The sequence below is a fragment of the Streptomyces sp. V4I2 genome (assembly GCF_030817655.1).
GTDB lineage: Bacteria > Actinomycetota > Actinomycetes > Streptomycetales > Streptomycetaceae > Streptomyces > Streptomyces plumbiresistens.
The window spans coordinates 1,416,151-1,442,240 of sequence record NZ_JAUSZM010000003.1 but is presented as its reverse complement, the minus strand read 5'-3'; the positions used below and the strand labels follow the sequence as shown (position 1 = coordinate 1,442,240).

The 26,090-nt window shown below is 71.4% G+C and carries 24 protein-coding genes and 1 pseudogene; 9 read left to right on the top strand and 16 right to left on the bottom strand.

Features of this window, described 5'->3' with window-relative positions:
• Positions 1-19 precede the first annotated feature (19 nt).
• The 4 genes from QFZ76_RS07590 to QFZ76_RS07575 form a co-directional block, all read right to left on the bottom strand.
• Complete coding sequence (locus QFZ76_RS07590) at positions 20-1,507, bottom strand: S8 family serine peptidase (protein ID WP_307672991.1); 1,488 nt, start codon at positions 1,505-1,507, stop codon at positions 20-22.
• Positions 1,508-1,541: 34 nt separating this feature from the next.
• On the bottom strand, positions 1,542-1,850 hold the full coding sequence (locus QFZ76_RS07585; RefSeq protein ID WP_307672990.1) for a hypothetical protein: 309 nt from the start codon (positions 1,848-1,850) through the stop codon (positions 1,542-1,544).
• Between the two features lie 95 nt (positions 1,851-1,945).
• Positions 1,946-2,647 (bottom strand): HAD family phosphatase, encoded by a 702-nt coding sequence (locus tag QFZ76_RS07580; protein WP_307672989.1) that lies wholly within the window; start codon positions 2,645-2,647, stop codon positions 1,946-1,948.
• A 42-nt stretch (positions 2,648-2,689) separates the two neighbouring features.
• The gene (locus QFZ76_RS07575) at positions 2,690-3,166 is read right to left on the bottom strand and encodes an Lrp/AsnC family transcriptional regulator (protein ID WP_307672988.1); all 477 of its coding nucleotides are present in this window, start codon (positions 3,164-3,166) and stop codon (positions 2,690-2,692) included.
• A gap of 204 nt (positions 3,167-3,370) precedes the next feature.
• Between QFZ76_RS07575 and QFZ76_RS07570 the strand changes: the two genes are divergently transcribed.
• Together QFZ76_RS07570 and QFZ76_RS07565 are read left to right on the top strand one after the other, a co-directional pair.
• Positions 3,371-4,882: an FUSC family protein gene (locus tag QFZ76_RS07570; RefSeq protein WP_307672987.1), complete on the top strand. Its 1,512-nt coding sequence runs from the start codon at positions 3,371-3,373 to the stop codon at positions 4,880-4,882.
• A 109-nt stretch (positions 4,883-4,991) separates the two neighbouring features.
• On the top strand, positions 4,992-6,026 hold the full coding sequence (locus QFZ76_RS07565) for a lactonase family protein (protein WP_307672986.1): 1,035 nt from the start codon (positions 4,992-4,994) through the stop codon (positions 6,024-6,026).
• 113 nt (positions 6,027-6,139) lie between these two features.
• On the opposite strand, the gene QFZ76_RS07560 is transcribed toward QFZ76_RS07565, so the two are convergent.
• From QFZ76_RS07560 to QFZ76_RS07545, 4 genes are all read right to left on the bottom strand, one after another.
• On the bottom strand, positions 6,140-7,063 hold the full coding sequence (locus tag QFZ76_RS07560) for a sirohydrochlorin chelatase (RefSeq protein ID WP_266444512.1): 924 nt from the start codon (positions 7,061-7,063) through the stop codon (positions 6,140-6,142).
• 182 nt (positions 7,064-7,245) lie between these two features.
• A complete protein-coding gene (locus QFZ76_RS07555) occupies positions 7,246-8,226 on the bottom strand; it encodes an N-acetylglucosamine kinase (RefSeq protein WP_307672985.1) in 981 nt (326 codons plus the stop codon).
• Complete coding sequence (locus QFZ76_RS07550) at positions 8,223-8,900, bottom strand: uracil-DNA glycosylase (RefSeq protein WP_307672984.1); 678 nt, start codon at positions 8,898-8,900, stop codon at positions 8,223-8,225. The genes QFZ76_RS07555 and QFZ76_RS07550 overlap by 4 nt, the downstream gene beginning before the upstream one ends.
• 85 nt (positions 8,901-8,985) lie before the next feature.
• Positions 8,986-10,071: an exo-alpha-sialidase gene (locus QFZ76_RS07545; protein WP_307672983.1), complete on the bottom strand. Its 1,086-nt coding sequence runs from the start codon at positions 10,069-10,071 to the stop codon at positions 8,986-8,988.
• A gap of 283 nt (positions 10,072-10,354) precedes the next feature.
• Here QFZ76_RS07545 and QFZ76_RS07540 point away from each other — a divergent pair, with 283 nt between their 5' ends.
• Entirely contained in the window at positions 10,355-10,939 is a 585-nt protein-coding gene (locus QFZ76_RS07540; protein ID WP_307672982.1) for a hypothetical protein, read from the top strand.
• Between the two features lie 88 nt (positions 10,940-11,027).
• On the opposite strand, the gene QFZ76_RS07535 is transcribed toward QFZ76_RS07540, so the two are convergent.
• Positions 11,028-12,701: an acyl-CoA dehydrogenase family protein gene (locus QFZ76_RS07535; protein ID WP_307672981.1), complete on the bottom strand. Its 1,674-nt coding sequence runs from the start codon at positions 12,699-12,701 to the stop codon at positions 11,028-11,030.
• 72 nt (positions 12,702-12,773) lie between these two features.
• Between QFZ76_RS07535 and QFZ76_RS07530 the strand changes: the two genes are divergently transcribed.
• Complete coding sequence (locus QFZ76_RS07530) at positions 12,774-13,553, top strand: PaaX family transcriptional regulator C-terminal domain-containing protein (protein ID WP_307672980.1); 780 nt, start codon at positions 12,774-12,776, stop codon at positions 13,551-13,553.
• An 84-nt stretch (positions 13,554-13,637) separates the two neighbouring features.
• On the opposite strand, the gene QFZ76_RS07525 is transcribed toward QFZ76_RS07530, so the two are convergent.
• Both QFZ76_RS07525 and QFZ76_RS07520 read right to left on the bottom strand, forming a co-directional pair.
• Complete coding sequence (locus QFZ76_RS07525) at positions 13,638-14,420, bottom strand: pectate lyase (RefSeq protein WP_266444532.1); 783 nt, start codon at positions 14,418-14,420, stop codon at positions 13,638-13,640.
• Between the two features lie 32 nt (positions 14,421-14,452).
• Positions 14,453-15,430, bottom strand: a complete 978-nt coding sequence (locus QFZ76_RS07520; RefSeq protein WP_307672979.1) for a polysaccharide lyase family 1 protein — start codon at positions 15,428-15,430, stop codon at positions 14,453-14,455.
• Between the two features lie 308 nt (positions 15,431-15,738).
• Between QFZ76_RS07520 and QFZ76_RS07515 the strand changes: the two genes are divergently transcribed.
• From QFZ76_RS07515 to QFZ76_RS07505, 3 genes and pseudogenes are all read left to right on the top strand, one after another.
• Positions 15,739-16,836, top strand: coding sequence for a non-reducing end alpha-L-arabinofuranosidase family hydrolase (locus QFZ76_RS07515; RefSeq protein ID WP_307672978.1), 1,098 nt, complete (start codon positions 15,739-15,741; stop codon positions 16,834-16,836).
• Positions 16,837-16,929: 93 nt separating this feature from the next.
• Positions 16,930-18,207: a PHB depolymerase family esterase gene (locus QFZ76_RS07510; RefSeq protein WP_373464504.1), complete on the top strand. Its 1,278-nt coding sequence runs from the start codon at positions 16,930-16,932 to the stop codon at positions 18,205-18,207.
• Positions 18,208-18,514: 307 nt separating this feature from the next.
• A pseudogene (locus QFZ76_RS07505) lies at positions 18,515-18,706 on the top strand (winged helix-turn-helix domain-containing protein); the annotation flags it as partial.
• On the opposite strand, the gene QFZ76_RS07500 reads toward QFZ76_RS07505, so the two are convergent.
• Together QFZ76_RS07500 and QFZ76_RS07495 are read right to left on the bottom strand one after the other, a co-directional pair.
• Positions 18,617-20,014: a nucleobase:cation symporter-2 family protein gene (locus tag QFZ76_RS07500; RefSeq protein WP_307672977.1), complete on the bottom strand. Its 1,398-nt coding sequence runs from the start codon at positions 20,012-20,014 to the stop codon at positions 18,617-18,619. The pseudogene QFZ76_RS07505 and the gene QFZ76_RS07500 overlap by 90 nt on opposite strands.
• Before the next feature lie 128 nt (positions 20,015-20,142).
• Positions 20,143-21,489, bottom strand: a complete 1,347-nt coding sequence (locus QFZ76_RS07495) for an FAD-dependent oxidoreductase (protein ID WP_307672976.1) — start codon at positions 21,487-21,489, stop codon at positions 20,143-20,145.
• Between the two features lie 209 nt (positions 21,490-21,698).
• On the opposite strand from QFZ76_RS07495, the gene QFZ76_RS07490 reads away from it, so the two are divergent.
• Positions 21,699-22,157 (top strand): DUF6214 family protein, encoded by a 459-nt coding sequence (locus QFZ76_RS07490; RefSeq protein ID WP_307672975.1) that lies wholly within the window; start codon positions 21,699-21,701, stop codon positions 22,155-22,157.
• Positions 22,158-22,189: 32 nt separating this feature from the next.
• Here the strand turns inward: QFZ76_RS07490 and QFZ76_RS07485 are convergent, their stop codons facing one another.
• Positions 22,190-22,843 carry a DUF305 domain-containing protein gene (locus QFZ76_RS07485; RefSeq protein WP_307672974.1) on the bottom strand — a complete coding sequence of 218 codons (654 nt, stop codon included), beginning with the start codon at positions 22,841-22,843 and terminating at the stop codon, positions 22,190-22,192.
• Positions 22,844-23,035: 192 nt separating this feature from the next.
• On the opposite strand from QFZ76_RS07485, the gene QFZ76_RS07480 reads away from it, so the two are divergent.
• On the top strand, positions 23,036-24,538 hold the full coding sequence (locus QFZ76_RS07480; protein ID WP_307672973.1) for an LVIVD repeat-containing protein: 1,503 nt from the start codon (positions 23,036-23,038) through the stop codon (positions 24,536-24,538).
• Here the strand turns inward: QFZ76_RS07480 and QFZ76_RS07475 are convergent.
• Complete coding sequence (locus QFZ76_RS07475; protein WP_307672972.1) at positions 24,526-25,224, bottom strand: TetR/AcrR family transcriptional regulator; 699 nt, start codon at positions 25,222-25,224, stop codon at positions 24,526-24,528. The genes QFZ76_RS07480 and QFZ76_RS07475 overlap by 13 nt on opposite strands.
• A 142-nt stretch (positions 25,225-25,366) precedes the next feature.
• Positions 25,367-26,059, bottom strand: a complete 693-nt coding sequence (locus tag QFZ76_RS07470) for an HAD family hydrolase (RefSeq protein WP_307672971.1) — start codon at positions 26,057-26,059, stop codon at positions 25,367-25,369.
• Between the last annotated feature and the right edge of the window lie 31 nt (positions 26,060-26,090).

Genomic DNA, 26,090 nt, shown 5'->3' with positions numbered 1-26,090 from the left:
CCGCAGTACCTGAGCGGCGCTACGGGTTCTGCGTGAGGACGAAGTCCAGCGCGGCGCTGACGTTGACCAGTCCCGCTCCGGTGGCCTTGTCCGGCCCGAGCCGGGCGCGGCTGCCGAACCGCGGGTGACTGGTGCCGGCCGTGACGTCGGTGGCGGTCCTGGCGAGGGCCTCGGCGACCTGGGCGGGGGTGAGCCCCGGCCGGGCCCCGAGCAGCAGGGCCGCCGCTCCGGCGATCTGCGGCGCCGCGGCGGACGTACCCGAGAACAGCGCCCAGCCGTCGTCCTGCCTGGTGCCGTCCGGGCCGGCGTCCGGGTCCTCGGGGTCCGGCAGGCTCTCGTCGACATCGATCTCACAACCGGGCGGCACCGGCAGCATGAGGTACTGGGCGCGGGGCAGCATGCCGACCAGACCCGACACCGTCGGTACGACGACGCCGTCGATCCAGGGACTGGCGTACCCGCTCGCGTAGTTCGACGCCCGCAGCCGGCCGTCCGGACCAGCGAACACCCCGCCGGCGGCGATCACACCGGGCACCTGCGGCTCGATCGTGAACTGGCCGTTGCCGCCCGAGAAGACGACGACGATGCCCTGCTCCACGGCGTCCAGGATCTCCAGCGCGAAGATCACATCGGACTGACTCGGCGGCCCCATCGGAGGGAACTTCTGGTCCCCGCCCCAGGAGTTGGTGAGCACCTGCGGGCGATCGGCCTTCGCGCGCACGAAACCCGCCACGGCGGCCGTGAGGTCGCCCCGCCGGTTGCTCGCCCGGTACGGGCGCAGCCGCGCGCCCGGCGCCACGGCGAAGATGTTCGCCGATTCACCGGTGCCGTGCCCGATCGGGTCCTCCGCGGGGCTGGTACCAGGCACGAGCGCGACGGTCGGACCGACGTCGTAGTCGTGCGCGGCGAAGTAGGCGTGCGGGGCCTGCCCCGTGTCCACCATGGCGACCTGCACTCCGCGGCCCACTTCCCCCGCCCCGTGGGCCGGCCTCGCGTTGAGGAGCCTGGCCACGTCGTGCGGAAGCGTGAGGTGGAACGCCGTGACGGTCGGCGGGTCGGCGGCGGCCGGGAGCACGCGCATGGGGGTGCGGGGCCGTTCCAGCGCGACGGCCTCGATGGCGTCCTCGCCGGGCGCGGCACCGACGCCGAGGGCGGCCGGTTGACGGTCGCCGACGATGTCGAGATGCGTGACGGAACGCACCCGGTTCATCGCCACCCGCTGACGCACCTCGTAGCTGGCGATCCGTCCGCTGGTCAGCTGTTCGTACGCGGCCGGCGTACCCGCCACGGTGAAGCCCAGGCGGCTCTCGGCGGTCACGGTCAGTCCCGCCGTCCGGGCGTACTCCTTGGCGCGCTCCTGGGCGTCGCCCTCGGCGTGGAACGGCTCGGCCGACCGGAGGCTGCTCGCCCGGGTCATCGGTACCCCGCCCCGAGAGCGGGCGGAGACATAGCCGTACACGGTGTCCGGAACGTCCTGCCCGTATGCGGGAGTTGTCGGGCTGGTCATCTGTCCTCCAGAAGTGGAGGCCCGGACGCACGCGTCACGGCAGCCGGTCACGAGCTCCGGGCGTGGGGGTCGGCAGCACGGTGACGGACCTCGCGGTACTCGCGAGCGCCGGCGGCACGGGCAGCGACTGGGGACGTGAGCGGTTCCCGAGACGCGGGACCTCGAACGCCTCGGCGAGACTCCGGCCCGATCCGGTCAGCAGCGCTCCGGCGGTCATCGGCAGCACGTCGATGCCATGACGGGAGCACCACGGAACCAGGTCGCCGGCCGAAGCGTCGGCCCGCAGCTCGACCAGGGCCTCGACGAACTCCTCCTCGGACGCGTCACCTTGCCCTGATGTCACTTGTTTCTCCTGGTAGTTCACTCATCCCCTCAAGCTTCGCATTCGTTGCACAGCTCCGCAAAAGATGGTAAGTGGATGCGATTGCCGCCGGTCGGTCACCGCGGCCGTTCCGAGGCCGTCCGTACGAGCCAGTCGTACGCGGCCCGCGCCGTGAACTCCGCCTGTCCGCCGCGCAGGAGAAGGCCCGCCGTGGCGAACTCCGGGGCGTCGGCCTGCGCGGCGACGTACGGGATCGCGATGCAGCGCATCCCGGCCGCGTGGGCCGCGGCGGCGCCCGGCGCCGCGTCCTCCAGGACCACGCAGTCGGCCGGGTCCGCGCCGAGCCGGCGGGCCGCCTCCAGGAACACGTCGGGGGCGGGCTTGCCCCGTGCGACCTCGTCGGCCGAGACAGCGGTCCGGAGGTGTGTGTCCAGGCCGGTGCCGGCCAGGATCGCGTCGATGGCCAGGGGCGACGACCCCGACGCCACGGCCATCGGGACGCCCTTGCCCGCCAGCAGCTCCACGAACGTCCGCATCTCGGGGTAGGCGGAGGTGGACGCGCGCGCCAGCTCCAGATAGCGGCGGTTCTTGGCGGCCAGGAGCTCCTCCACCGGCGCGCGCAGCCCGTACAGCTCCTTCCAGTGGGCGACCGTCTCCTGCGTACTGATGCCGACGTACCGCTCGTGGTCCGCCCAGGTGAAGTCCGGGACACCGTGCTCGGCCAGGATCTGCCGGCCCGCCTCGTAGTAGTTCGGCTCGCTGTCCACGAGCGTTCCGTCGAGATCGAAGATGACCGCGGGGGCGCCGAAAGTGCTCATGACCTCATGATTTCAAAGGTCACTTCCGAATGATTTCAATGGTCACTTCCGAGCAGCACGCCCGATCGACTCCACCAGCGGGAGCAGCCGCTGCGGAACGCGTTCGCGCAGCGCCACCTCGGTGCGGGTGCGGACGACGCCCGGCAGGCTGATCAGTTTCTGGATCACGTCCTCCAGGTGCGCGTTGTCCCGCGCCACGACCCGGGTCAGCAGATCCCCGCCGCCCGTGATCGAGAAGGCCTCGACGATCTCCGGTACGGCGGCCAGCGCGTCCCCCACGTCGTCCAGGTTCCCCTGGGTGACCTCGATGTGCACGAACGCGAGCACCGGGTGGCCGAGTGCGGCGGGGGAGAGGGACGGGCCCGTGCCGGTGATCACACCGTCCCGCTCCAGCCGGTCCAGGCGGGCCTGCAGAGTCCCGCGGGCCACCCCGAGGATGCGGGCGTACTCCCGCACGCTCGTGCGGGGCTGCTCCAGCAGCAGTCGCAGGATGCGGGTGTCGAGCTCGTCCACGGCCATGCGGTCCGGCCTCCTCGTACCTGGTCCGTTGGCTCGCCAGTGGACGAGCCAAAACCATTGTGCCTGTGCCAATGGTCCAGCATTCCAGGAGCCGCTTGAGCCAGATGGGTCCTTGATGTTGTGATGGACGCGTCGATGGCGCTGCGGATCCCGCGGCGCCTTTCTCATGCCGGGGGCCGAAGAGGGCGAAGGGGGCGGGAAGCAGTGCTGAAGAGGGTGTTCGTGGCGCCGGACCCGGGAGGGGCGCGGCTGCGGTTCGCCGCGCGGGCCGTGCTCGGCATCGCGGCGGCGGTCGTCGTGAGCGGGCTGGCCGGCCACTCGCTCGTCGGGGCCGTCACTGGCGGACTCGCCGCGCTGCTCGCCCTGTTCACCGTCACCGACGCCACCGTGCGCGGCCAGGCGGTGACCACCGCGCTGCTGCCCGCCGTCGGCCTGCCCGTGCTCGCCGCCGCCGCCGAACTGCACGACCACCCCGTCGCCCGGGACCTCACCTTCCTCGCCGTGATCGGCGCGGGGGTCTACGCGCGACGCTGGGGGCCGCGCGGACACAGCCTCGGCGTGTTCGCGTTCATGACCTTCTTCGTGGCCCAGTTCCTGCACGCCACCACCGACCAGCTGCCCGAGCTGTACGCCGCCGTCGTGCTGGCCGTGCTCACCGCCGCGGCCGTCCGCTTCGGCCTGTGGTGCTACGAGCGCCGTCTTCCCCCGGCCGCCGTCCCCGCCCCGCCCGGCGGCACCGGCCTGGCCCGCGTGACCACCCGCCAGGCGATCCAGGCGACCACCGGCGCCGGCTTCGCCCTCGTGGTGGGCCAGCTGGTGTCCGGACAGCGCTGGTACTGGGCCGTCGGCGCCACCTGGTGGATCTTCGTCAACACCACCTCGCGCGGCGAGACCCTGGTCCGCGGCTTCCGCCGCGTCCTCGGCACGGTGATGGGCATCGGCCTCGGCCTGCTCCTCGCGGTCCCCCTGCACGGGGCGGCGCTCCCCACGGCCGCCCTGCTCACCGCCTGCGTCTTCGGCATCTTCTACACGGCCGCCGTGTCCTACACCTGGATGATGCTCTGCGTGACACTCCTCGCTGAGCTGCTCTACGGCCTCCTGGGCGTCCTCGACCCCGCGCTGCTCGCCCTGCGGCTCGCGGAGACCGGGATCGGCGCGCTCGGCGCCGTCCTGGCGGTGCTCTTCGTGCTGCCGGTCACCACCCACACCGTCACCGACGCCTGGATCCAGCGGGCGCTGCGCTGCGTCCACGCGTGCACCGCGGAGGCCGCCGCCCGCCTCGCGGGCAACGCGAACGCCGACCCGGTGTCCCGCGTGGCCGAACTGGAGCAGCTGCTGGGCCGGGTACGGCTGTCGGTCGCCCCGCTGGTGCACCCGCTCAACCCGGTGCTCGGCCGCAAGCGGCGCGCCCGCTGGGTGCTGGCCCTGCTCGACGACTGCGCCCGGGAGATCCGGGGCCTGGCCGCCGTGGCCGCCGATCCGGAGGCCTCGCACGACGCCCGCCTCGCCGCCGCCTGCCGGCGTGTCGAGGCCGCGGTCGAGGCGCTCATCGGCGACGGGCTCCGTGCGGGCAGGCGCGAGCGCCTCACCGTGCCGGCGCCCCGCCCGCCCGCCGCGGAACCCGCGCTGGCCCACCTGCACGGCCTGGAGCGCGCCCTCGCCGAACTCGCCATGCCCCTGCGGACACCGTCGCGTTCGCCGCTGGTCGACGCATGAGCAGCCGACCGACCGCAGCCGAATAATCCACCCTTTTGGTCTAGACCTCGCATGATCGCTGCTACCGTCACCCCGAACGGCACCGGAAGAGAGAAGAGAGGGGGCCGCGGTGACAGACGGCGGCAGGCGGCGACAGCGGGCCTTCATCGGGTCCTTCACGGCGGCCGGGGGCCCCGGGATCGTGACGGCGGAGGTGGACGGAGCCACCGGCGCGCTCACCGTCCTGAGCAGCCTGGACGGCCTTCCCGACCCCTCGTACCTGGCCCTCGCGCCCGACGGGGACACGCTGTACGCGGTGAGCGAGACGGCCGAGGGCGCGGTGGCCGCGTACCGGGTGAGCGGTGACAAGCCCGAGCCGGCCGGCCCGCCCGTGTCGGTCGGCGCGAACGGGCCCACCCACCTCAGCGTCCACGCCGGCCACGTCCTGACCGCCAACTACGGCTCCGGCAGCGTCACCGCCGTGCCCGTCCGCCCCGACGGCACCCTCGCGTCCGCCCCGTCCGGCGTCCTCCTGCACACCGGCTCGGGCCCGCACACGCCCCGCCAGCAGGGACCGCACGCGCACCAGGTGCAGCCCGACCCGAGCGGACGCTGGACCGTCAGCGTCGACCTCGGCACCGATTCCGTGCGCGTGTGCACACTGACCGACGGCGCTCCCGTACTGCACCGGGAGACCGCCCTGCGGCCCGGCTCCGGGCCGCGCCACCTCGCCTTCCACCCCGACGGCTCGTACGCCTACGTCGTCAACGAACTCACCCCGACCGTCACCGTCTGCCGCTGGGAGGCCGCGGACGGCACGCTGAAGCCGCTGACGGAGACGCCGATCCTGCCCGGTTCGCCGACGGGCGACGCCTACCCCTCGGGCATCGCCGTCCCGCCCGACGGCCGCTTCGTGTGGATCGCCACCCGCGGCGAGGACGTCCTGTCCACCTTCGCCGTCGAGCCAGAGGGCCTGCGGCTGATCGGCACGGTGCCCTCGGGCGGCCACTGGCCACGGGCGATCACCTCGGCGGGCGGCTTCCTGTACGCCGCGAACGAGCGCTCCGGCGACGTCTCCTGGTTCGCCGTCGACCCGGACACCGGACTGCCGCGCCGGGCCGGCTCGATCGAGGTGCCCGCGGCCTCGTGCGTGGTCATCGGCTGATCCGAGGCCGCCGCCCGGCCCCGGGCACGGGCCGGCCTCCGGCCCCGGACATGGCGAGGGCCCGCTCCCCGTATGCGGAGCGGGCCCTTCGCCGTACGAACGTGCCGTCCGCGTCAGCGGACCGGCGCACCCTGCGGCTGCGGCGGGGCGATGCCCAGCGCGGTCGTGTACTTGGCCAGCGCGAGCTTGCCGATGGCCGGATACGGGCCGAGCGGCTCGGCAGCGGAGCAACCCGCCTCCGCGGCCGCCTCCGCGACCAGCGCGGAGTCGATCTCCGGCCCTATCAGATACGGTGCCAGCGCCAGCTGCTGGGAACCCGAGGAGCGGAGCTGCTCGGCGACGGACGAGATCGACCCCTCCTGGTCCAGCGCCGCGGCCATCACCGGCACGGCCAGGCGCGCGGCCAGCAGCATGCCCGTGATCCCGGCCGCCTGCACGGCCTCCTCGCCGCCCACCGAGGCCAGGATGATGCCGTCCGCGGCGGTCGCCACGGTGAACAGGCGGGCACGGTCGGCACGGGCCAGCCCGGCCTCCGACAGCCGCACGTGCAACGCCTCGGCGAGCAGCGGGTGCGGGCCCAGCACGTCGGTCAGGTCGGCCGCGATCCGGCTGTCCATCACGGCCTGGCGGATCCGGCGCAGCAGCGAGCCGTCCGGGCCGGCCAGCAGCGGCACGACGACGGCGACCGGGCCGTCCGGCTCCTTGACGTCCGCACCGGCGGCCTTGGCCTGCTCGTAGCGGGCGGCGCGCACCTCGGCGGCGTGCACCAGCACGGCCTGCAGGGTGGGAAACTCCGCGTCGTCCCCGTCGAGGTACCCGATCCGGGCGTCGAGGCCGGGGAGCTCGGAGCGCGCGATGCTCACGACCTCCTCGGCGAGACTGCGCGTGGCGATGCCCGGCGTGCCCGGCACCGCGAGCAGGAGCGCGGGCGCGCCCTCGGGTGCCGCCAGCGGCTCGGGTCGGCGGTGCCGCCCGGGCTGGCGAGGTCGCGGCATTCGTACTGGCAGGCCGGACGCGGGCCCAGTGGGGGAGCTCATGGCGTCGCATGTTACTGGCTTCCTGGGCTCCCCTGTTCGGGGAGGGTGCAGGTGAGCGGTATCCGTCCTGTTTTGTCTGATGAGTTACGTACGGATCCGAAGTGATCAGCGGTTTTTCCGGCGCGAGTCACAAGTCGTGAGGCACGAAGAGGAACTTGTCGGACACCTGTCGCACCGCAGGATCAATCACCCTTCCCGGTCACCACGTAGAGCATCTTCTCGTCACCCGGCAGAGTGAGCGCACCGGCGGCCAGATCGCTCGCGATGCGCACCGAGCCGTGCAGCGGATCGCCCTCGGCCGCCACCCGCCGCGCGTGCGGCAGCCGCTTGACCAACTCCTCCTCCAGCGGTACGACGAGCGGGTCGCCCATCTTGAACAGGCCGCCGGTGAGAGCGACTCGGGGCTCGCCCGTGGCCGGGCAGACGGCGGCCAGGGAGTCGGCCAGGTGCCGGGCCGCCGCACGCAGGATGCTTGCGGCGACGGGGTCGCCGGCGGCGCACGCGGACACCTGGGGTGCGAAGGAGGCGAGGACGGCGGGGCGGTCGGGGCGCGGGTACAGCTTGCCGGGCAACTCCGTCATCGGGCCGAACACCTCCTCGGCGCACGCCAGCAGCCGTACCGAGCCGCCGTCCCGCCCGTCGTGGGCGCGCAGTGCCGCTTCCAGCCCGGCCCGGCCGATCCAGGCGCCGCCGCCGCAGTCGCCCAGCAGATGGCCCCAGCCGTCCGCGCGACGCCAGCGCACCAGGTCGGTGCCGATCGCGATCAGCCCCGTGCCACCGGCCACGACCGCCCCGGCGCGCGGACCGAGGGCGCCGGCGTAGGCGGTGACGGCGTCGGCGACGAGGGCGACCGTACGGATCCCGAACTCCCGCGCCAGCGCGTCCGGGAGTTCGGCACGCAGTGCGTCACCCAGCGTGGCGAGCCCGGCCGCGCCGACAACTGCCGTGCCCAGCCCGTCGACACCCGCCTCGGCGGTCAACGCACGCACCATGGGCACCAGTTGCTCCATGAAGTGCCCCGCGTCGATGCCCCGGTCACCGGTGCGCACCGGCTCCCGGGACTCCCGCTGGGGGAGCGGGCCGCGCCCGGAGGCGCCGACGACGACGCGGAGGCCGGAGCCGCCGGAGTCTACGGCGAGGAACCCGTCCCCCGCACCGGTCACGGCAGGCGCCAGTCCACCGGCTGTCCGCCCAGCCCGACCAGCAGGTCGTTGGCCCGGCTGAAGGGACGGGAATCGAAGAAGCCGCGGTCGGCCGACATCGGCGAGGGATGGGAGGACTCCACCGACGGCAGGTTGCCGAGCAGCGGACGCAGGTTGCGGGCGTCGCGGCCCCACAGGATCGACACCAGCGGCTTGCCGCGCGCCGCCAACGCGCGTATCGCCTGCTCGGTGACCTCCTCCCAGCCCTTCCCACGGTGCGCCCCCGGGCTGCGCGGCGCCGTGGTGAGCGCCCTGTTGAGCAGCAGCACGCCCTGCTCGGTCCACGGCGTCAGATCGCCGTTGGACGGCTGCGGCAGCCCCAGGTCGGTGTTCAGCTCACGGAAGATGTTGATCAGGCTGCCGGGCAGTGGACGCACGTCCGGCGCGACCGAGAACGACAGGCCCACCGCGTGCCCCGGCGTCGGGTACGGGTCCTGTCCGACGATCAGGACCCGCACCTCGTCGAAGGGCTGCTGGAAGGCCCGCAGAACGTTCGGTCCGGCCGGTAGGTAGGTGCGTCCCGCGGCGATCTCCGCACGCAGGAAGTCGCCCATGTCGGCGATCCGTCCGGCGACGGGTTCGAGGGCCTGCGCCCAGCCCGGTTCGACGATTTCATGCAAGGGTCGTGGAGCCACGGGCGTCACCCTACTGCCGTACGGGCGGCGGGAATCAACCAGTGGCCAAGGCCGGCCGGACAGCCGGTCGGTAACCGCATCCGGTTCATCCGACCACCGCGGCCCGCACACACAGCACGTCCGGCAGATGCGAGGCCAACTGCCGCCAGCTGTCGCCGTCGTCCGCGGACGCGAACACCTCGCCGTTGCGGTTGCCGAAGTACACGCCCGCCGGGTCGGCGTCGTCCGTGCACATCGCGTCCCGCAGGACCGTGCCGTAGTGGTCCTCCTGGGGCAGGCCCGCGGTGAGCGGCTCCCAGCTCTTGCCCGCGTCCGTAGTGCGGAACACCCGACATCGCCGGCCGGCGGGGATCCGGTCCGCGTCGGCGTTGATCGGGAACACGTACGCCGTGTCCCCGCGGCGGGGGTGGGTGGCCATCGCGAAACCGAACGTGGACGGCAGGCCCTCGCCGATGTCCGTCCAGTGCGCGCCCGCGTCGTCGCTGCGATACACACCCCAGTGGTTCTGCAGATACAGCCGGTCCGGCGTCGCCGCGTCCTGGGCGATCTTGTGCACGCACTGGCCGAACTCCGGGTTCGGGTCCGGCAGGAACACCGCGGAGACCCCGGAGTTGGACGGCTCCCAGCTGGCGCCGCCGTCCTTCGTGCGGAACACGCCGGCCGTCGAGACGGCCACCGTCACCGCACGCGGATCCCGCTTGTCGGTGAGCACGGTGTGCAGGCCCTCACCGCCGCCGCCCGGCACCCACTGGGACCGGGTGGGGTGCTCCCACAGGGGGCGGACCAGCTCGAAGCTCTCGCCGCGGTCCTCGGAGCGGTACAGCGCGGCCGGTTCCGTGCCCGCGTACACCACGTCCGGCTCGGCGGCCGCCGGGTGCAGTTGCCAGACCCGCTCCAGCGAAGCGTCCGTGTCCTGCGGGAACTTGACGGCCGGCTGCGCCGGTTCGGTCCAGGTCCGGCCCAGGTCGTCGGAGTGGAACACGGACGGTCCCCAGTGCGCGCTGTCGCCGCCGGCCAGCAGCCGCGGGCGCTCTCCCCGGGTGTCGAGGGCGACCGAATACACCGCCTGCGCGTTGAAGTACGGACTCTCGTCGAACTCCCACGCGCCACCCCGCCTGCGCCCGATGAACAGGCCTTTGCGTGTGCCCACGGCGAGCAGTACTTCGGTCATGCCGACCACCTCCGCGACGTCTTCGTCTCAGGACATCCGTCAGTCTGCACCCCACCACTGACAGTCACCCCTGGAAACGGCTCCGCCGCAGGTCAGGGCGGCGAGGGTAGCTTGCCGGGCAGGTCCAGGCGACCGTTTCGGGCAGATTCCGCACCGTCGAGGGACCCGCCGTGAGGCGAGTCGCGGAGGTCTGCGTGAGCATCGAAGAGGCGTCTCCCGTATGGGAGTGCGGTACGGCACGGTCGTGCGCTCACTTCTGGCGCTGATGAGGAGGATGCCTTCGATGGCGTTCCGTGGTCCGAGGGTGTGGCTGTGGCGCTGGCGGCGCAATCCGCTCAAACGCGGGGCCGACGTGCTGGAGGCCTGGGTGGTGCTCGGCGCCTGGGTGCTCACCGTCATCGCCGGAGTACTCGCGGGTCTGGCGGTGACCTGGTCCGTGGAGCGCGAACTGGCCCGCGAGCGCGTCGAGTGGCGGCCCGTCGTGGCCCGCCTCACCGATCAGGCGCCCGGAACCTCCGACGCGCCCTCCGAGAAGCCGCGCGGCGAGCGGGTGTGGGCCGAGGTGCGCTGGAGCATGGCGGACGGCTCCGCGCACACGGGCCAGGTCCGGGTCCCGCCCGGCAGCACCTTCGGGTCGCCGGTCACGGTGTGGACGGATCCGGAGGGCCGCCTCGTCTCGAAGCCCGCCACCGCGTCCCAGGCCCGCCTGCGCGCCGCCCTGATCGGAGGCCTGATCGGGGTGAGCGCCGGCGCCGTCCCCTTCGTGGGCGGCCGGGTCCTGCGCGGCCGCCTGGAGCGCCGCCGCATGGAGCGGTGGGACGCGGAGTGGGAACTGCTCGGCCCGCTGTGGGGGCGTACGACGGGCTGACCGTTCGGGTCCGCGGGCCCATGAACCGTCGGGTCCGCGGGCCCGCGAACCGGCACGCAGACCCGAATGGCGTCCTTCCGGCGGACGTTCAGGCGCCGTCGGGCAGCGCGCGGGCCAGGACCGTGTCCAGATCGGCGGTGTCGGGCAGCGTGCCGAAGGCGTGTCCCCAGTCGCCCCCGAGCCGGGTCGCGCAGAAGGCGTCGGCGACGGCGGGCGGGGCGTGCCGGACCAGGAGGGAGGCCTGCAGGGTCAGGGCCATCAGCTCCACCAGCCGCCGCGCACCGGCCTCGGAGGTCTGCGCCACCTGCACCTTGAGCCGCGTCAACGCCGCGTCCAGGCGGGCATCCGCACCCTGCGCCAGGGCGAGTTCGGCGAAGAGGGCCTGAGCGCTGCCGGGCTCGCGCCGCAACGCCCGCATTACGTCCAGCGCGTTGACGTTCCCCGAGCCCTCCCAGATCGACAGCAGAGGGGCCTCGCGGTAGTGGCGGGGCATGCCCGACTCCTCGACGTACCCGTTGCCGCCGAGACACTCCAGGGCCTCCGCGGTGAAGGCGGGACCCCGTTTGGTGACCCAGTACTTGCCGACGGCGGTCGCGATCCGGCGGAACGCCGCCTCGTCGGTGTCGCCCCGCACCGCCCGGTCGGCCGCACCGGCCAGCCGCAGGCTGAGCGTCGTCGCCGCGTCCGACTCCAGCGCGAGGTCGGCCAGGACGTTGCGCATCAGCGGCTGGTCGACGAGCCGCGCGCCGAACGCGCTGCGGTGGCGCACATGGTGGCCCGCCTCGACGAGGGTCCTGCGCATCAGCGTCGCCGACATCATCACGCAGTCCAGCCGGGTGCAGTTGACCATCTCGATGATCGTCTTGACGCCCTGCCCCTCGGGACCGACCAGCCAGGCGACGGTCCCGTCGAACTCGGGCTCGGAGGAGGCGTTGGACCGGTTGCCCAGCTTGTCCTTCAGCCGCTGGATGCGGAACGTGTTGCGGCTGCCGTCGGGCAGCACCCGCGGCACGAGGAAACACGACAGTCCGTCCGGGGCCTGCGCCAGCACCAGGAACAGGTCGCACATCGGAGCCGACGTGAACCACTTGTGCCCGCGCAGCGTGTACACACCCGGCTCGGCCGTGGGCGTCGCCGCCGTCGTGTTGGTGCGGACGTCGGAGCCGCCCTGCTTCTCGGTCATCCCCATGCCCGCGAGCAGGCCGCGTTTCTCGCTCGGCACCCGGAGCTCCGGGTCGTACTCGCGGCCGGTCAGCAGCGGTTCGTAGACCTTCGCGAGCTCCGGCTGCCTGCGCAGCGCGGGGATCGCCGCGTACGTCATCGAGGTCGGGCAGCCGTGGCCGGCGTCCGTCTGCCCCCACACCAACCCGCCGGCGGTACGGGCGACGTGGGCTCCTGGACGGCCGTCCGCCCAGGGCGCGCCCGCCAGCCCCTCGCCGACCGCGACCCGCATCAGGTGGTGCCAGCTCGGATGGAACTCGACCTCGTCGACACGGTTGCCGTACCGGTCGTGCGTCCGTAGCTCGGGCTCATGGCGGTTGGCCAGCTCGGCCCACTCCTGGGCCTGCGCGCTGCCCGCCCTCAGACCGAGCCGCCGGATGCCCTCCTCGGCCCACCCGGCACCCTCCCGGCGCAGCCCCTCGATGAGGGCCGTGTCCTCGGACGCGTCGTACGGGACCAGGGGAGGGGGCTGGTTGGTGACGTCGTGCGTGGTGGACCGTTCGTGCGTGGTGGACCGTTCGTGCGCGAGTATCGAGGCCATAGGACCATGTTGCACTCTCGCTGCGATCGCAGCAATGATGCAACACGAAGAGAACTCGTACAGTACGTGACCATGCGAAGGAACGTGCAGGCCGGCGGGGTCGACCTGCGGCCGCTGTCCGCCCGGTCGGTCGTGCTGAGCCTGCTCCTGGGCGCGCATCCGCCCGAGCTCCCCGTGAAGGACCTGGTCCGCGCGGTGGAGCCCTTCGGGGTCGGCGGCTCCACGCTGCGGGCCGCGCTCAGCCGGATGGTGGCCGCCGGAGACCTGCGGCGCACGGACTCGGTCCACCGCCTCAGCGACCGGCTGCTCGCGCGTCAGCGCCGCCAGGACGACGCCGTACACCCCCGCACGCGCGCGTGGGACGGCGACTGGGAGATGGTCGTGATCACCGCGACCGGCCGCGGCCCCGCGGAACGCGCCGACCTGCGCGCTCGCCTCGGCGCCCTCAGGCTCGCCGAACTGCGCGAAGGCGTCTGGCTCCGGCCCGCCAACCTGCTCCGGCCGCTCCCGGACGACCTCGACGAGGTGGCCCAGCACTACAGGGCCCGCCCCGACCGGCCCGCGCCGGAGCTGGCGGCGAGCCTGTGGCCCCTCGACACCTGGGCGGCCACGGCCCGGGCACTGCTCGACCACATCACCCGCGTGGCCCGTCCGGCCCGTCCGGACCGGCCGGCCGACCGGCTCACCGCCTTCGCGGCCGTCGTGCGGCACCTGCTCGCCGACCCGGTCCTGCCCCCCGGACTGCTGCCGGAGGACTGGCCGGGCACGGAACTGCGCACGGCGTACACGGACTACCAGGAAGAGCTGGCCGACACGGTGCCTCAGCACTCTCGGCACGTTCCCGGCGCATGACACGGCGGCCGTACGAAGCGCCGTGCGGGGACGCTTCGGACGGCCGCCTCACCTACCGTGGGGGGCTTACCGGAGTTACCGGGCTTACCTGTAGGTGATGTCCGAGGTGCTGTAGAGGCAGTTCGTGCTGTCGGGGCCCGTCCCGACCGCGGTGGTGTTGTTGTACTTCTGGCAGGGCACGACCTTGCGGCTCGAGTCGTTGAGGATCGTGATGCCGCGCAGCGTCGCCACGTCGTTGCGGTTGACGTTGATGCCGACAAGCCGTGCGGTGGAGCCCGTTCCGGTGACCTCGATGTTGCTGAGGTTCACCTTGCGGGTGTACTGCGTGGAGCAGTCGCCGCAGGAGCGGTACAGCGTCTTGAACTCGCTGACGGCGAAGTTCGAGATGTTCACGGTGCCGGGTCCGTTGTGCTGGAACACCTTGTCGGCGGCCTTCTTGGCGCCACCGCCGGTCACGGTGTAGGTCGAGCCGCCGCGGAAGGTCGCGGCGTCCTCGCCGACGTCCTCCCACCAGACGTTCTGCAGGGTGCAGTTGCCCTCGCAGTGGATGCCGTCGGCGCCGGGCGCGCCGATGATGACGTTCTTCAGCGTCGCGCCGGCCGCGAGCTTGAAGATCGGGTCCTGGCCCTCCTCCTGGCCGTCACCGGCCAGGTCGCCGCTGCCGTAGTACCGCACCATGCCGCCGTCCCGGACGCCGGACACGTTGATGGTCGAGCTCACTCCCTGGCTGCTGGAGGGGGTCGGCCAGGTCGCCGCGCTCGCTGTGGGCGCGTTGAATGTCATGATCATGACACCTGATAGGCCGAGAGCGGTCAGTGAGCCGGTGAGTGCGCGCCCGCGGGCGCGCGAGGGTGCTGCAGAAGTCATGTCCCGATTCCTTCTGTGCTGTGAGGGGTTGGTCAGAGCTTTCCGGTGCCCGCGCCGCTCGTCACCGAGGCGACGACGGAGGAGGCGGGCTCGGCGGTGTAGCTGTACGGAGCGGTGGTGAAGGTGCCGACCTGCGAGACCTCGGTGGCGGCTCCACCCAGGTCGTTGCCGCGCAGGTTGGCGAATCCGTCGACGTCGCTGCTGCGGTTCGTGGTGACCGCGATCTTCGTCGCACGGAAGACGTTGTTCTCGACGAGAACCTGAGCGCCCATACGGGAGTGCACGGCGGTGTCGGCGCCCTCGACGTAGTTGTCGTAGAAGTGGCCGGTGCCGAAGCGCAGGCTCGGGATGCGCGAGTACACGTTGCTGAAGTGGTTGTGGTGGTACGTCACCTTCAGGTGCCCGGTGTCCTCACTCGCGTTGTTGTCGCTGTGACCGACGAGCGAGCCCTTGAAGTGGTCCTTGAAGGTGTTCCACGACACCGTGACGTTGTCGGAGCCGTGGTTGATGTCCAGCAGGCCGTCGTAGTAGTCCTTGTCGTGGGTCCGGTCGGCCGAGAAGGAGTTGTGGTCGATCCACACCTTCGTCGACGCCTGGACGGTCACGCCGTCGGCGGGCGCGAGCGGCTTGCTGATGTTCAGGTTGCGGACGACGACGTTGGTGACGTTCTTCAGCCGTAGCCCGCCCCCGGTGAACCCGGACGACGAAGCGACGCCGAGGACAGTGGTGTTGGAGCCGATGTCGACCTGACCGCTCAACGAGATCAGACCGTTGACCTTGACGACCTTCGCCGTGTTGCCGGTGACGGCCGTCCTGAAGGCGTCCAACGACGAGACGGTGACCGCCGTGGCGCTGCCGCCGCCGGTCGTCCCGGCGCCGAACCCGATCGGCGAGGTCTCGGCGGCGCCGGCCGACTGGGGAAGGGTCAGCACGGCCACCGTCGCGAGAACGGCCGCGCCGGCCGCCAGTACGGATCTTTGCGCGTGTGTACGTGGGGGGAGAGTACGCATGCGGGTGCGTCCCTTCGGTGGTGCCTGCGAGTGCTGGGTTGGTCATGTACGTGAATGTCGTACGCCATGTTGTTCGCCGTGCACGGGCAGAGTGGGCCCTGTAGGGCCAGGGCGGTGCGAGTGGGTCACACTGCTGAACGGAACGTAGGGGGCAAGCGCTTTCTAGTCAACGCTTTGCGCAGAACGTGTTCGGCCGTCCCTGGTAGGTGGCGCGAGCGAATTCTTTCGAAACGTGGGAGCGCTTCCACGTAAGCCATGTGCATGCCACGATGCTCCGCGGATGCTTCCCTTCCGAAAGGGGCGGGTCGATGACGACTCCACGGATGCGTACGTTCATCAGCGGGCTGGTGCTCGCGTTACTGGCCGTCGGCATGGCCGCCCTGTCGCCCGGCCCGGCGGCCGCCGGCGACTCCGGGACGGCTCGGAAGGACGCGCTGCCCGGCTCCTTCACCTGGTCCTCGACCGGTCCGCTGATCGCTCCCAAGCCGGACGCCGGCCACCCGATCGTCTCCGTGAAGGACCCGACGGTCTTCCGCCACAAGAACCGCTGGCACGTCTACGCGACCACCGCCGACACCGCCGGCCGGTGGAGCCTGGCGTACACCAGCTTCACGGACTGGTCCCAGGCGGCGGCCGCACCGCAGACTTTCCTGGACGCCAACCCGGACATCGGCAACCGGTACGCGGCCGCGCCCCAGGTGTTCTACTTCGCCCCGCAGAAGCTCTGGTACATGGTCTACCAGACGGGCCCGCCGTCCTACTCCACCACCACCGACCCCTCCAAGCCGGAGAGCTGGAGCGCCCCGCGCTACTTCTTCGCCAGCGAGCCTCCCGTCGTCACGGAGAACAAGGGCAACGGGTTCTGGCTGGACTTCTGGACGATCTGCGACAAGGCCGACTGCTACCTGTTCTTCTCCGACGACAACGGCCACCAGTACCGCTCCCGGACCACGCTCGCCGAGTTCCCGAACGGCTCCCGGGACACCGAGATCGTGCTGTCCGAACCCAACCGCTTCGACCTGTTCGAGGCGAGCAACGTCTACCGCCTCGGCGACAGTGGCAAGTACCTGATGCTCGTCGAGGCGCTGGCCACCAAGTCCGACTGGCGGCGCTACTTCCGGGCCTGGACGGCCGACAGCCTGGGCGGCACGTGGACGCCGCTCGCGGACACCGAGGCGAACGCGTTCATCCGCGCGAACAACGTGACCTTCGAGGCCGGACAACCCGCCTGGACCAAGGACTTCAGCCACGGCGAGCTGATCCGCGACGGCGTCGACCAGAACCTCAGGATCAACCCCTGCCGACTGCGCTACCTCTACCAGGGCATGGACCCGGCAGCGAGCGGTGACTACTCCCAACTGCCCTGGCGACTGGCCCTGTTGACCCAGACGAACTCCACCTGCTGACGACCGCGCACCACGTCCGAAGAGCCGCGACCGGAAAGGGACAAGGACGTGCCCCTCACCCCCCGCAACACCCGAAGAAGGCCCCTGCGTTCGGTGCTCGTGACGCTGCTCGCGGCACTGGTGCCGTTGCTCGCGGCCACCCTCCTCACCGCGCCGGCCGCCTCGGCACGCCCCGAGCGGGCCGCCGCGGCCCCCACCGCGACGCTCACCGAAGTCACGGACTTCGGCACCAACCCCAGCAACCTCCAGATGTACCTGTACGTGCCGGACAGCGTCACCGCGAACCCCGCGGTCGTGGTCGCCGTGCACTACTGCACCGGCTCCGGACCCGCCATGTACTCCGGCACCGAGTGGGCCTCGCTGGCCGACCGCTACGGCTTCGTGGTGGTCTACCCCTCGGTCACCCGCGCCAGCAAGTGCTTCGACGTCTCCTCGCCCCAGGCGCTGAAGCGGGGCGGTGGCAGCGACCCCGTCGGCATCAAGTCGATGGTCGACTGGGTCACCCGCACCTACTCCGCCGACCCGGACAGGATCTTCGCCACCGGCATCTCGTCGGGCGCGATGATGACGAACGTCCTGCTGGGGGACTACCCCGACGTCTTCTCGGCGGGCGCCGCCTTCTCCGGCGTACCGTTCGGCTGCTTCGCCACCACCGACGGCTCCGAATGGAACAGCGCGTGCTCGGGCGGCACGGTGACCCACACCCCGCAGGAGTGGGGCGACCTGGTGCGTGCCGCCTACCCCGGCTACACCGGCCCGCGGCCGCGCATGCAGGTCTGGCACGGCACCGAGGACGACGTGCTGCGCTACCCCAACTTCGGGGAGGAGATCAAGCAGTGGACGAACGTCCTGGGCGTCAGCCAGACCCCGGCCGCCACCGACCAACCCGTCTCCGGCTGGATCCGCACCCGCTACGGCGCGACCGGTGACCGTGCCCCGGTCGAGGCGATCAGCCTCCAGGGCGTCGGCCACAACCTCTACGCCAACGGCATGGCGGCCCGCGCCCTCACCTTCTTCGGCCTGGACACCTCGGGGCCGGCTCCCCAACCGCAGCCGGGCGCCTGCAAGGTGACGGCCTCGACCAACGCCTGGAGCACCGGCCTCACCGGTTCGGTGACCCTCACCAACGCGGGCACGACCTCGGTCAACGGCTGGCAACTCGGCTTCACCCTGCCCGCCGGCCAGACCATCACCAACGGCTGGGGTGCCACGTACGCGCCGTCCTCCGGAGCGGTGACGGCGACGAACGTGTCGTACAACGGCACGCTCGCCCCGAACGCCGGCGTCACCATCGGCTATCAGGCGAACCACACCGGGAACAGCGCGGCTCCCGGTGCGTTCACGCTCAACGGGAAGGCCTGCACGGGCTGACGTCTCGGGCCGCACGGCGGTCGGGGCACGCTCCCCGGCCGCCGTGTCGCCATCAGTACGGCAGGATGCGCCCCGAGGGCGTCCTGCGGTCGATCTTGGTGTCGCGCGAGGTGCTGGGCCGGCGGGTGACACGGATGCGGGTCTGGCGGTTCATGGCGCTCTCCTCCTGCCTGAGGCCATCAGCCTCGTCGCCCGCGGCGCCGGGCGCATCGTGCCCGGGGAGACATCGCCCCCGACCTTGCGGGAGCAGTCGCCGGGGGTGCCGTACTCCTCCGGGAGGACACGGGCCCCTACACCTGCGCGGCGAAAGTCCACGACCACGCACCACTTCCGGGTGCTGCGGGAGGCCGGGGCGATCCGGCAGATCTACCGGGGCACGGCCAAGATGAACGGCCTGCGCCGGGACGACCTAGACGACCTCTTCCCGGGGCTTCTGGACGCCCTCCTCGACGCCGCCGGCCGGCAGGCCGTCCGCCTCGGTGACTCCGGCGTCGGCTGAACCCGCCTTCGTCGGCAGGTGGTTGAAGAGGAGGTTCAGTGCGATCGCCGTCAGGCAGCCCGCGCTGATGCCGCTGTTCATCACCGTCTGGAACCAGTCCGGGAACTTCTCGTAGATCGTCGGCACGCCGACCGGCAGGACCCCCATGGCGACCGAGACGGCCACCACGGTCAGGTTGTTGTTGCCCTTGAAGTCCACCTGGGCCAGCGTCCTGAGGCCGCTCGCCGCGACCGTCCCGAACATCACCAGGCCCGCACCGCCGAGGACCGGCGCCGGGATGGCCGCCACCACCGCGCCCAGCTTGGGCAGCAGGCCGAGCACTACGAGGATGCCGCCCGCGGCGGCGACGACCCAGCGGCTGCGCACCCGGGTCATGCCGACGAGGCCGACGTTCTGCGCGTACGCCGTGTACGGGAAGGTGTTGAAGATGCCGCCGAGGACCGTGGAGAGGCCGTCAGCGCGCAGGCCGTCCGAGAGGGAGCGAGGGTCCACCTTCCGGCCCGTCATCTCGCCGACCGCGATGAAGTCACCGGTCGTCTCGGTCATGCACACCAGCGCCACCACCAGCATGGAGATGATCGCCGACGCCTCGAAGGTGGGCGCACCGAAGTGGAACGGCGTGCTGATGCCGACCCAGTCGGCGTCCCCGACCCCGCCGAAGTCCGTGAAACCGAAGGGGACGGCGACCGCCAGACCCACCACGATGCCGATCAGTACCGCGACCCGGCTCAGGAACGCCGGCGCGAACCGCTGCACGCCGAGCACCACCACCAGGACGAAAGCGGCGAGGGCGACGTTCTTCGGCTCCCCGAAGTCCGCCGACCCGACACCGCCCGCGACCCAGTTCCCCGCGACCGGCAGCAGCGAGATGCCGATGATCAGGATGACCGTGCCGGTGACGAGCGGCGGGAAGAACCGGAGCAGCCTGCCGAAGACCGGCGCCAGCAGCACGATCGCGAGCCCCGCGACGATCACCGAGCCGTAGATCGCGGGCAGCCCGCCGCCTGTCGTACCGATGAGGACCATCGGCGACACGGCCGCGAACGTACAGCCCTGCATGATCGGCAGCCGTACGCCGAACCGCCAGAAGCCGATGCACTGGATGAGCGTGGCGATCCCGCACACCAGCAGGTCCGCGGTGATCAGATACGCCAGGTCCGCGGGCGACAGCTTCATCGCACCGCCGACGATCAGCGGCACGGCCACCGCGCCCGCGTACATCGCGAGCACATGCTGCAGACCGAAAGCGGCCAGTTGCCGTACGGGTGGGACCTCGTCGACGGGATGCACGGGTGCGGTCGTTGCCATGGGCACTCCAGAGCGGCGGATGGCTGGGAACATGCGAACAGCACGAGACCGTACGAGGCTTGAACAGTTTGTTGATTTCGGTGCTGTTGCCGATGTGTGTCATGCCCACCCGGTTGCCCGCGAAGCCGCTAAGGAGCGGCCGATCGTGCCGCGGCCAGCAGCGATTCCCAGTCCGGCAGCTTCACCACGCCCCGCCCGAGCGAGGCCCCGAGCTCCGCCTCGGCCCGCTCGATCGCCTGCCACCCCGCCCACTGGACGGGCCGGATCCCGTCGGCGCGCAGCGCCGTGAGCGGGTCCTCGGGGAGATCTTTGTGTACGAGCGCGGGGGCGTCCGCCAGCAGCGAGGTCACCGTCTCCTTGGCGCACGGACGGTTGGTGCCGATCACGCCCGTGGGCCCGCGCTTGATCCAGCCCGCCACGTACTCGCCCGGCGCGATCACGCCCTCGCGCAGCACCCGGCCGGCGAGATTGGGCACCGTGCCACTCGCCGTGTCGAACGGCAGCCCCTCCAGCGGCACCCCGCGATAGCCCACCGAACGCAGCACCAGCTGGGCCTCGATCTCCTCGAACACGCCCGTGCCCGCCACCCCGCCGTGCCCGTCCGGCGCCGTCCGCTCGAACCGCACCGCGCCCACCCGCCCCCCGTCCGCGAGGAGTTCGACGGGGCGCAGGAAGAACCGCAGCCGAATCCGGTGCGGCGCGGGGTCTCCTGCCGGGGCCTGTGCCCAGCCGCGCAGCACCTCCACGTTGCGACGCTGCGCCGCGGGCAGTCCGGAGGGGTCGACGTAGGCCGGGTCCAGGGCCAGCTCCGCCGGGTCCACGGCGACTTCGGTGCCCGGCAGGGCACCCAGCTCGCGCAGTTCCTTGGTGGTGAACCGGGCCTGCGAGGGGCCGCGCCGCCCCACCATGTGGATCTGGGACACCTGGCTCGCGGCCAGCGCGGTGAGGGCCGTCTGGGGCATGTCGGTGGGGCTCAGTTCCGCGAGGCCTCGTGCCAGCATCCGGGTGACGTCCACGGCGACGTTCCCCACGCCGATGACCACCGCCGACCGGGCGCCGACCACGAAGCCGTCGGCGGCGGAGTCGGGATGCGCGCTGTACCAGGACACGAACTCCGTCGCCGACCAGCTGCCCGGCAGGTCCTCGCCCGGGATCCCGAGGTGCCGGTCGGTGGCGGCGCCCACGCAGTACACGACGGCGTGGTAGAGCTCCCGCAGCCGCGCGGCGGACACGCCTTGGGGGCCGATCTGAATCCCTCCGAGGAAGCGCACCCGTTCGTGCTCCAGGACCGTGCGCAGATTGTTCTGCAGCGACTTGATCTTCTCGTGGTCCGGCGCCACGCCGTACCGCACCAGGCCGTACGGGCAGGGCAGCCGGTCCAGGACGTCGACACGCACCTGGGCGTCCTGCTGGACGAGGCTCTGGGCGGCGTAGCACCCGCTGGGCCCGGAGCCGACGACGGCGACATGCAGCACGGCGGAACTCCTCACCGGGGGACCCGAGGGGTCGACGGGAGAACGCTGTCACCTCCAGCATCGCACCGCCGCCGCTCCGCTGACAGGGTGCTGTGCGCAGGACGGGCACGCGTGTCCGTTTTTATGGAGTGTGATCATGCGGTTACGTTGCGTGTGTGCTAGAAGCATCCTTTCTCAATCTTTCCGATCGCTGTCCGACGGATGGCACGGTGTCCGTGTGGCCCGCGTGGGAAGTGCGGGAGGGCGGCAACGCGACCTCGTGGTTCGACGTCCGGCTGGAGTTCGGCGACGGCGCCCGGGTCGACGTGCTCGCCGTGGTGGCCGAGGGGTGTGTCTCACTGGAGGACGTCCGGGCCCAGCCGGCGCTGTCCCTGGACGACCTGGCCGTGCTCGCTGACTGGATCGAGGGTCCGCTCGCCGAGGCCTCGGGACTCGGGCCCGAGCCCGGCCCCGAGGTGGCCGGGCCGCGCCGCGCCCGCCCCGCGTGGCCGCGGGGCATCGAGGGGCGGTGGCTCGTCGCACAGGAGTACCGGGCGGCCCAGGAGGAGGGCGTCGACCCCGTGCTGGCGGTGATGTGCGCGACCGGGCACAGCCGACGCAAGTCGCTGCGGCTGATCGCCCAGGCGCGTGACGCGGGCTACCTGACGCCACGTCACGCGCGGCGCTGAACGGTCCTGTTGGGTGGTGACCGACTATTGGGTCACTGCATGTCCCGCATCCGCGCGATCTCGCTGGTCTGCTGAGCCACCACGTCGTCGGCCATCTCCTCGACCCGGATGTTGTTGCCCTGTGCCTTCACCTCCGTGGCCATCGTGATCGCCCCTTGGTGATGCGTGATCATCAGGGTGAGGAAGAGCTCGTCGAACGCCTCGCCCTTCGCCGCGCGCAGCTTCTTCAGCTGTGCCTCGGTCGCCATGCCGGGCATCGAGGTGTGATCGTGGCCGTCGCCCTTCTCGTCCTCGCCGTGCTCCGACAGCCAGGCCTCCATGCTGTCGATCTCCGGCCCCTGGGCGGCGCCGATCCTCTCGGCCAGTTTCTCGAGCTTCGACGACCCGGCGCGGTCCGGGACCAGTTCGGTCATCTCCAGGGCCTGCGTGTGGTGTTCGATCATCATCCGCGCGTAGGAGACGTCGGCCGAGTTGGGAGTGTCGTCGTCGGTGCGCTGCTGTGCCGCGTCCTCGGCGGACATCGTCCGGTTCGCCTCACCGGGCTTGCCGGGCACGAGCACCGAAGGCCCGGTCGCCGAGGCCGACTTGGCCTCCGACCCGGAGTCGCAGCCCCCGAGGGCGAGTACGGCCAGGGCGGCCAGTGAGGCCGCGGCGAGGGGTGCGCGGTACGCACGACGGAAGGGCACAACGACCTCCTGTGGCAGGCGGGGTGGGGGACACCTCGTGAGTGTCGAAGACCGTCCTAGCACGCTTCCGTGCGCAACTGATCAAAAACCTTTATTACGTGTTCGTTGCCCCCTGTTGATATGTGCATGGTGAAGACGATACTTCGGGGGTGCGTGATCCGTTCCCCCACGAACGGCACTAGGGAGGAAGCAGTGATCCTGTTGAAAGAACCCCGAACGCGATACAGACGCCTGGGAGTTGCCGCCACAGCGGCGGGCCTCCTGGCGGCTCTGCTGACGGCCGGACCGGCGGCCGCGACCCCCGACCCGGGGGACGCTCCGGCCACGAGCGAGGAGGTGTCCAGGAGCGACGAGGCCGAGGTCCGCGCGTCGATCGCCGAGGGCGAGATACCCGGCCAGGACGAGATCGTCCACTCGGCCAACATCGAACACCTTGTCAACATCCCCAAGGACGTCCTGCCCGGCACCAATTCGGACCTGGCCTTCCAGGGGAAGTACGCCTTCTCCGGCAACTACGACGGCTTCCGCATCTTCGACATCAGCAACCCGAAGGCGCCCAAGACCGTCTCCCAGGTCCTGTGTCCCGGCTCGCAGAACGACATCTCCGTCTCCGGCAACCTGCTCTTCCTGTCGACCGACTCCTCGCGCAGCGACAGCAGTTGCAGCAGCACCACCCAGCCCGTGACCGAGAAGTCCTCGTGGGAGGGCATGAAGGTCTTCGACATCAGCGACAAGAAGAACCCCAAGTACGTCGCCGCCGTCGAGACCGCCTGCGGCTCGCACACCAACACGCTGGTGCCCGAGCGGAAGAACGTCTACATCTACGTCTCCTCGTACTCGCCGAACGCCACCTACCCGGACTGCCAGCCGCCGCACGACGGCATCTCCGTCATCAAGGTGCCGCGCAGCGCCCCCGAGAAGGCGGCGATCGTCAGCTTCCCGGTGCTCTTCCCCGGTGAGGGTCCGGACGGCGGCGGCAACCCCGGTGCGCCCACCAACCCGGGTGTCTCCAAGACCACCGGCTGCCACGACATCACCGTGCTGCCCTCGAAGGACCTCGCCGCGGGCGCCTGCATGGGCGACGGCATCCTCTTCTCCATCGAGGACCCGGAGAACCCGAAGATCATCGACCGGGTGCAGGACAACGTGAACTTCGCGTTCTGGCACTCGGCGACCTTCAACCAGAAGGCCAACAAGGTCGTCTTCACCGACGAGCTGGGCGGCGGCGGTGCGGCCACCTGCAACGCGGAGATCGGCCCGAACAAGGGTGCCGACGGCATCTACGACATCGTCGGCAAGGGCGACCACCGCAAGCTCGTCTTCCGCAGCTACTTCAAGATCCCCCGCCACCAGGCGGCCGTGGAGGTCTGCGTGGCCCACAACGGGTCGCTGATCCCGGTCAAGGGCAAGGACATCATGGTCCAGGCCTGGTACCAGGGCGGCATCTCCGTCTGGGACTTCACCGACTCCGCCCGCCCGAAGGAGATCGCCTACTTCGAGCGCGGCCCGGTGAACCCGGAGCGGCTCACGACGGCCGGATCCTGGTCGGCGTACTACTACAACGGCTACATTTACTCGAACGACATCGCCAAGGGCTTCGACGTACTGAAGCTCAACGACCGGCGCACCGACCCGGCGAAGTGGGTGCGCCTGGGCGAACTCAACGTCCAGACGCAGCCGGACTACTTCGACTGAGCCGTACGCGGCCCGGGACCGCACTCCGGTGCGGTCCCGGTGGCGAAGAACCGTGACAGATCCGTGTCGCACGTCCCGCCGGACGCCGCCTCGGCGTCCGGCGGAACCCCCAGCTCCCAGTCGAGCCGGTACCGCTCGAACAACTCGGCCCGCAGCACCGGCACGGACATCGGCATCCCCGGCACCAGGGCCGCGAAGACCGCGCCCATCAGCAGGGCGCGCAGCATGGCGTAGTCCGCGTCGACATCCTCGCAGCCGTGGCGGGCGACCGTCTCCCGCAGCAGCTGGGCCAGGCGCTGCTGCTCCGGGCACTGCACGAAACCCTCGGCCTGCAGGATCCCGGCCATGTGCTGGCGCATCAGCACGGGCTGATCCCGCGCCAGACCCAGGATCGCGTCGATGGCCCGGGCCATCCGCTCCCGGCCGTCCTCGGTACGCGGCTCGCGCTCCAGCGCCTCCTCCAGCGTGCGGTGCATGAGCCGGTGCACGGCGGACTGCACGAGTCTGCGCTTGCCGGGGAAGTAGTACGACACCAGACCGCGCGCCGAGCCGGCTCTGTCCGCGATGTCGCCGAGGGTCGTCGCCTCGTATCCGCGCTCGCTGACCAGCTCGACCGCCGCCTGCAGAAGCCGTTCCCGGGAACGCCGGCGCAACTCTTCATTGACCGAGGCGCTGCGCGGGGACATGCTGTAACTCCTGCGTTGACTGGCTATCAGCCAACTATACTCAGGCGTCCGGGCCGGCCCCCGAAAGGGCCTGGTCGGGGCTGCTGCCGTCCTGGGCGACGCGGGGGATCGTCCAGGACGGTCGCGCACGTCCGATACGGGCTCAGCCCACCAGATCCAGCACCGGCCGCAGCCCGTCCGGCCGCTCTGCCACCGGCAGATGGTCCACGAAGTGCACCCGGCAGCCCAGGGCCGCTGCGCCGCCGTCCGCCCGCCGGTCGTCACCGACCATGACGGCGTCGGGCGGCTCGACGCCGAGTGCGGCGCAGGCGGTCGCGAACAGCCGGGGGTCCGGCTTCTGGATGCCGTGTTCGTACGACAGGACGTACGTGTCGACGCAGGAGTCGAGGCCGTGCTCGCGGAACACCGGTCGCAGATCCCATCCGATGTTGCTGACCACGCCGACGCCGATCCCGCGCTCGCGCAGCGTCCGCAGTACCACGGCGGCGTCGGGGTAGGGCGCCCAGGCGACCGGGGACATGTGCCGGTCGTACAGCGCGTCGTACAACGCGGGATCCGGGAGCGGTACTTGGCGGGCGACACCGGTGTACGCGGCCCGGTGCAGCTCGGCGCTCTTGTCGCGGATCTCCCAGACGTGGGCGAGCTCGTCAGGGATCTGTTCGACGGGGTGGGTTCCGCCGGGCAGCGCGCCCACCCTGTCCAGAGCATGCGCGATCCGCAGCAACTCGGGCTCGGCGAGGGGCAGCTCGGCCTCGGTCAGGACGGCTCGCAGCCAGGTCTCGGTGGACTCGATACGGAAGAGGGTTCCGGAGAAGTCGAACAGCACGGCAGCCATGAGGCGATCTTAGGGGGACGATGTCGCAGGC

Coding starts and splice junctions, on each gene's coding strand:
- QFZ76_RS07535 (WP_307672981.1), bottom strand. CDS start 12,701: ATGGCCTCGATACTCGCGCACGAACGGTCCACCACGCACGAACGGTCC.
- QFZ76_RS07540 (WP_307672982.1), top strand. CDS start 10,355: ATGGCGTTCCGTGGTCCGAGGGTGTGGCTGTGGCGCTGGCGGCGCAAT.
- QFZ76_RS07500 (WP_307672977.1), bottom strand. CDS start 20,014: ATGGCAACGACCGCACCCGTGCATCCCGTCGACGAGGTCCCACCCGTA.
- QFZ76_RS07545 (WP_307672983.1), bottom strand. CDS start 10,071: ATGACCGAAGTACTGCTCGCCGTGGGCACACGCAAAGGCCTGTTCATC.
- QFZ76_RS07575 (WP_307672988.1), bottom strand. CDS start 3,166: ATGGCCGTGGACGAGCTCGACACCCGCATCCTGCGACTGCTGCTGGAG.
- QFZ76_RS07515 (WP_307672978.1), top strand. CDS start 15,739: ATGACGACTCCACGGATGCGTACGTTCATCAGCGGGCTGGTGCTCGCG.
- QFZ76_RS07475 (WP_307672972.1), bottom strand. CDS start 25,224: ATGTCCCCGCGCAGCGCCTCGGTCAATGAAGAGTTGCGCCGGCGTTCC.
- QFZ76_RS07560 (WP_266444512.1), bottom strand. CDS start 7,063: ATGAGCTCCCCCACTGGGCCCGCGTCCGGCCTGCCAGTACGAATGCCG.
- QFZ76_RS07470 (WP_307672971.1), bottom strand. CDS start 26,059: ATGGCTGCCGTGCTGTTCGACTTCTCCGGAACCCTCTTCCGTATCGAG.
- QFZ76_RS07520 (WP_307672979.1), bottom strand. CDS start 15,430: ATGCGTACTCTCCCCCCACGTACACACGCGCAAAGATCCGTACTGGCG.
- QFZ76_RS07590 (WP_307672991.1), bottom strand. CDS start 1,507: ATGACCAGCCCGACAACTCCCGCATACGGGCAGGACGTTCCGGACACC.
- QFZ76_RS07580 (WP_307672989.1), bottom strand. CDS start 2,647: ATGAGCACTTTCGGCGCCCCCGCGGTCATCTTCGATCTCGACGGAACG.
- QFZ76_RS07525 (WP_266444532.1), bottom strand. CDS start 14,420: ATGACTTCTGCAGCACCCTCGCGCGCCCGCGGGCGCGCACTCACCGGC.
- QFZ76_RS07530 (WP_307672980.1), top strand. CDS start 12,774: ATGCGAAGGAACGTGCAGGCCGGCGGGGTCGACCTGCGGCCGCTGTCC.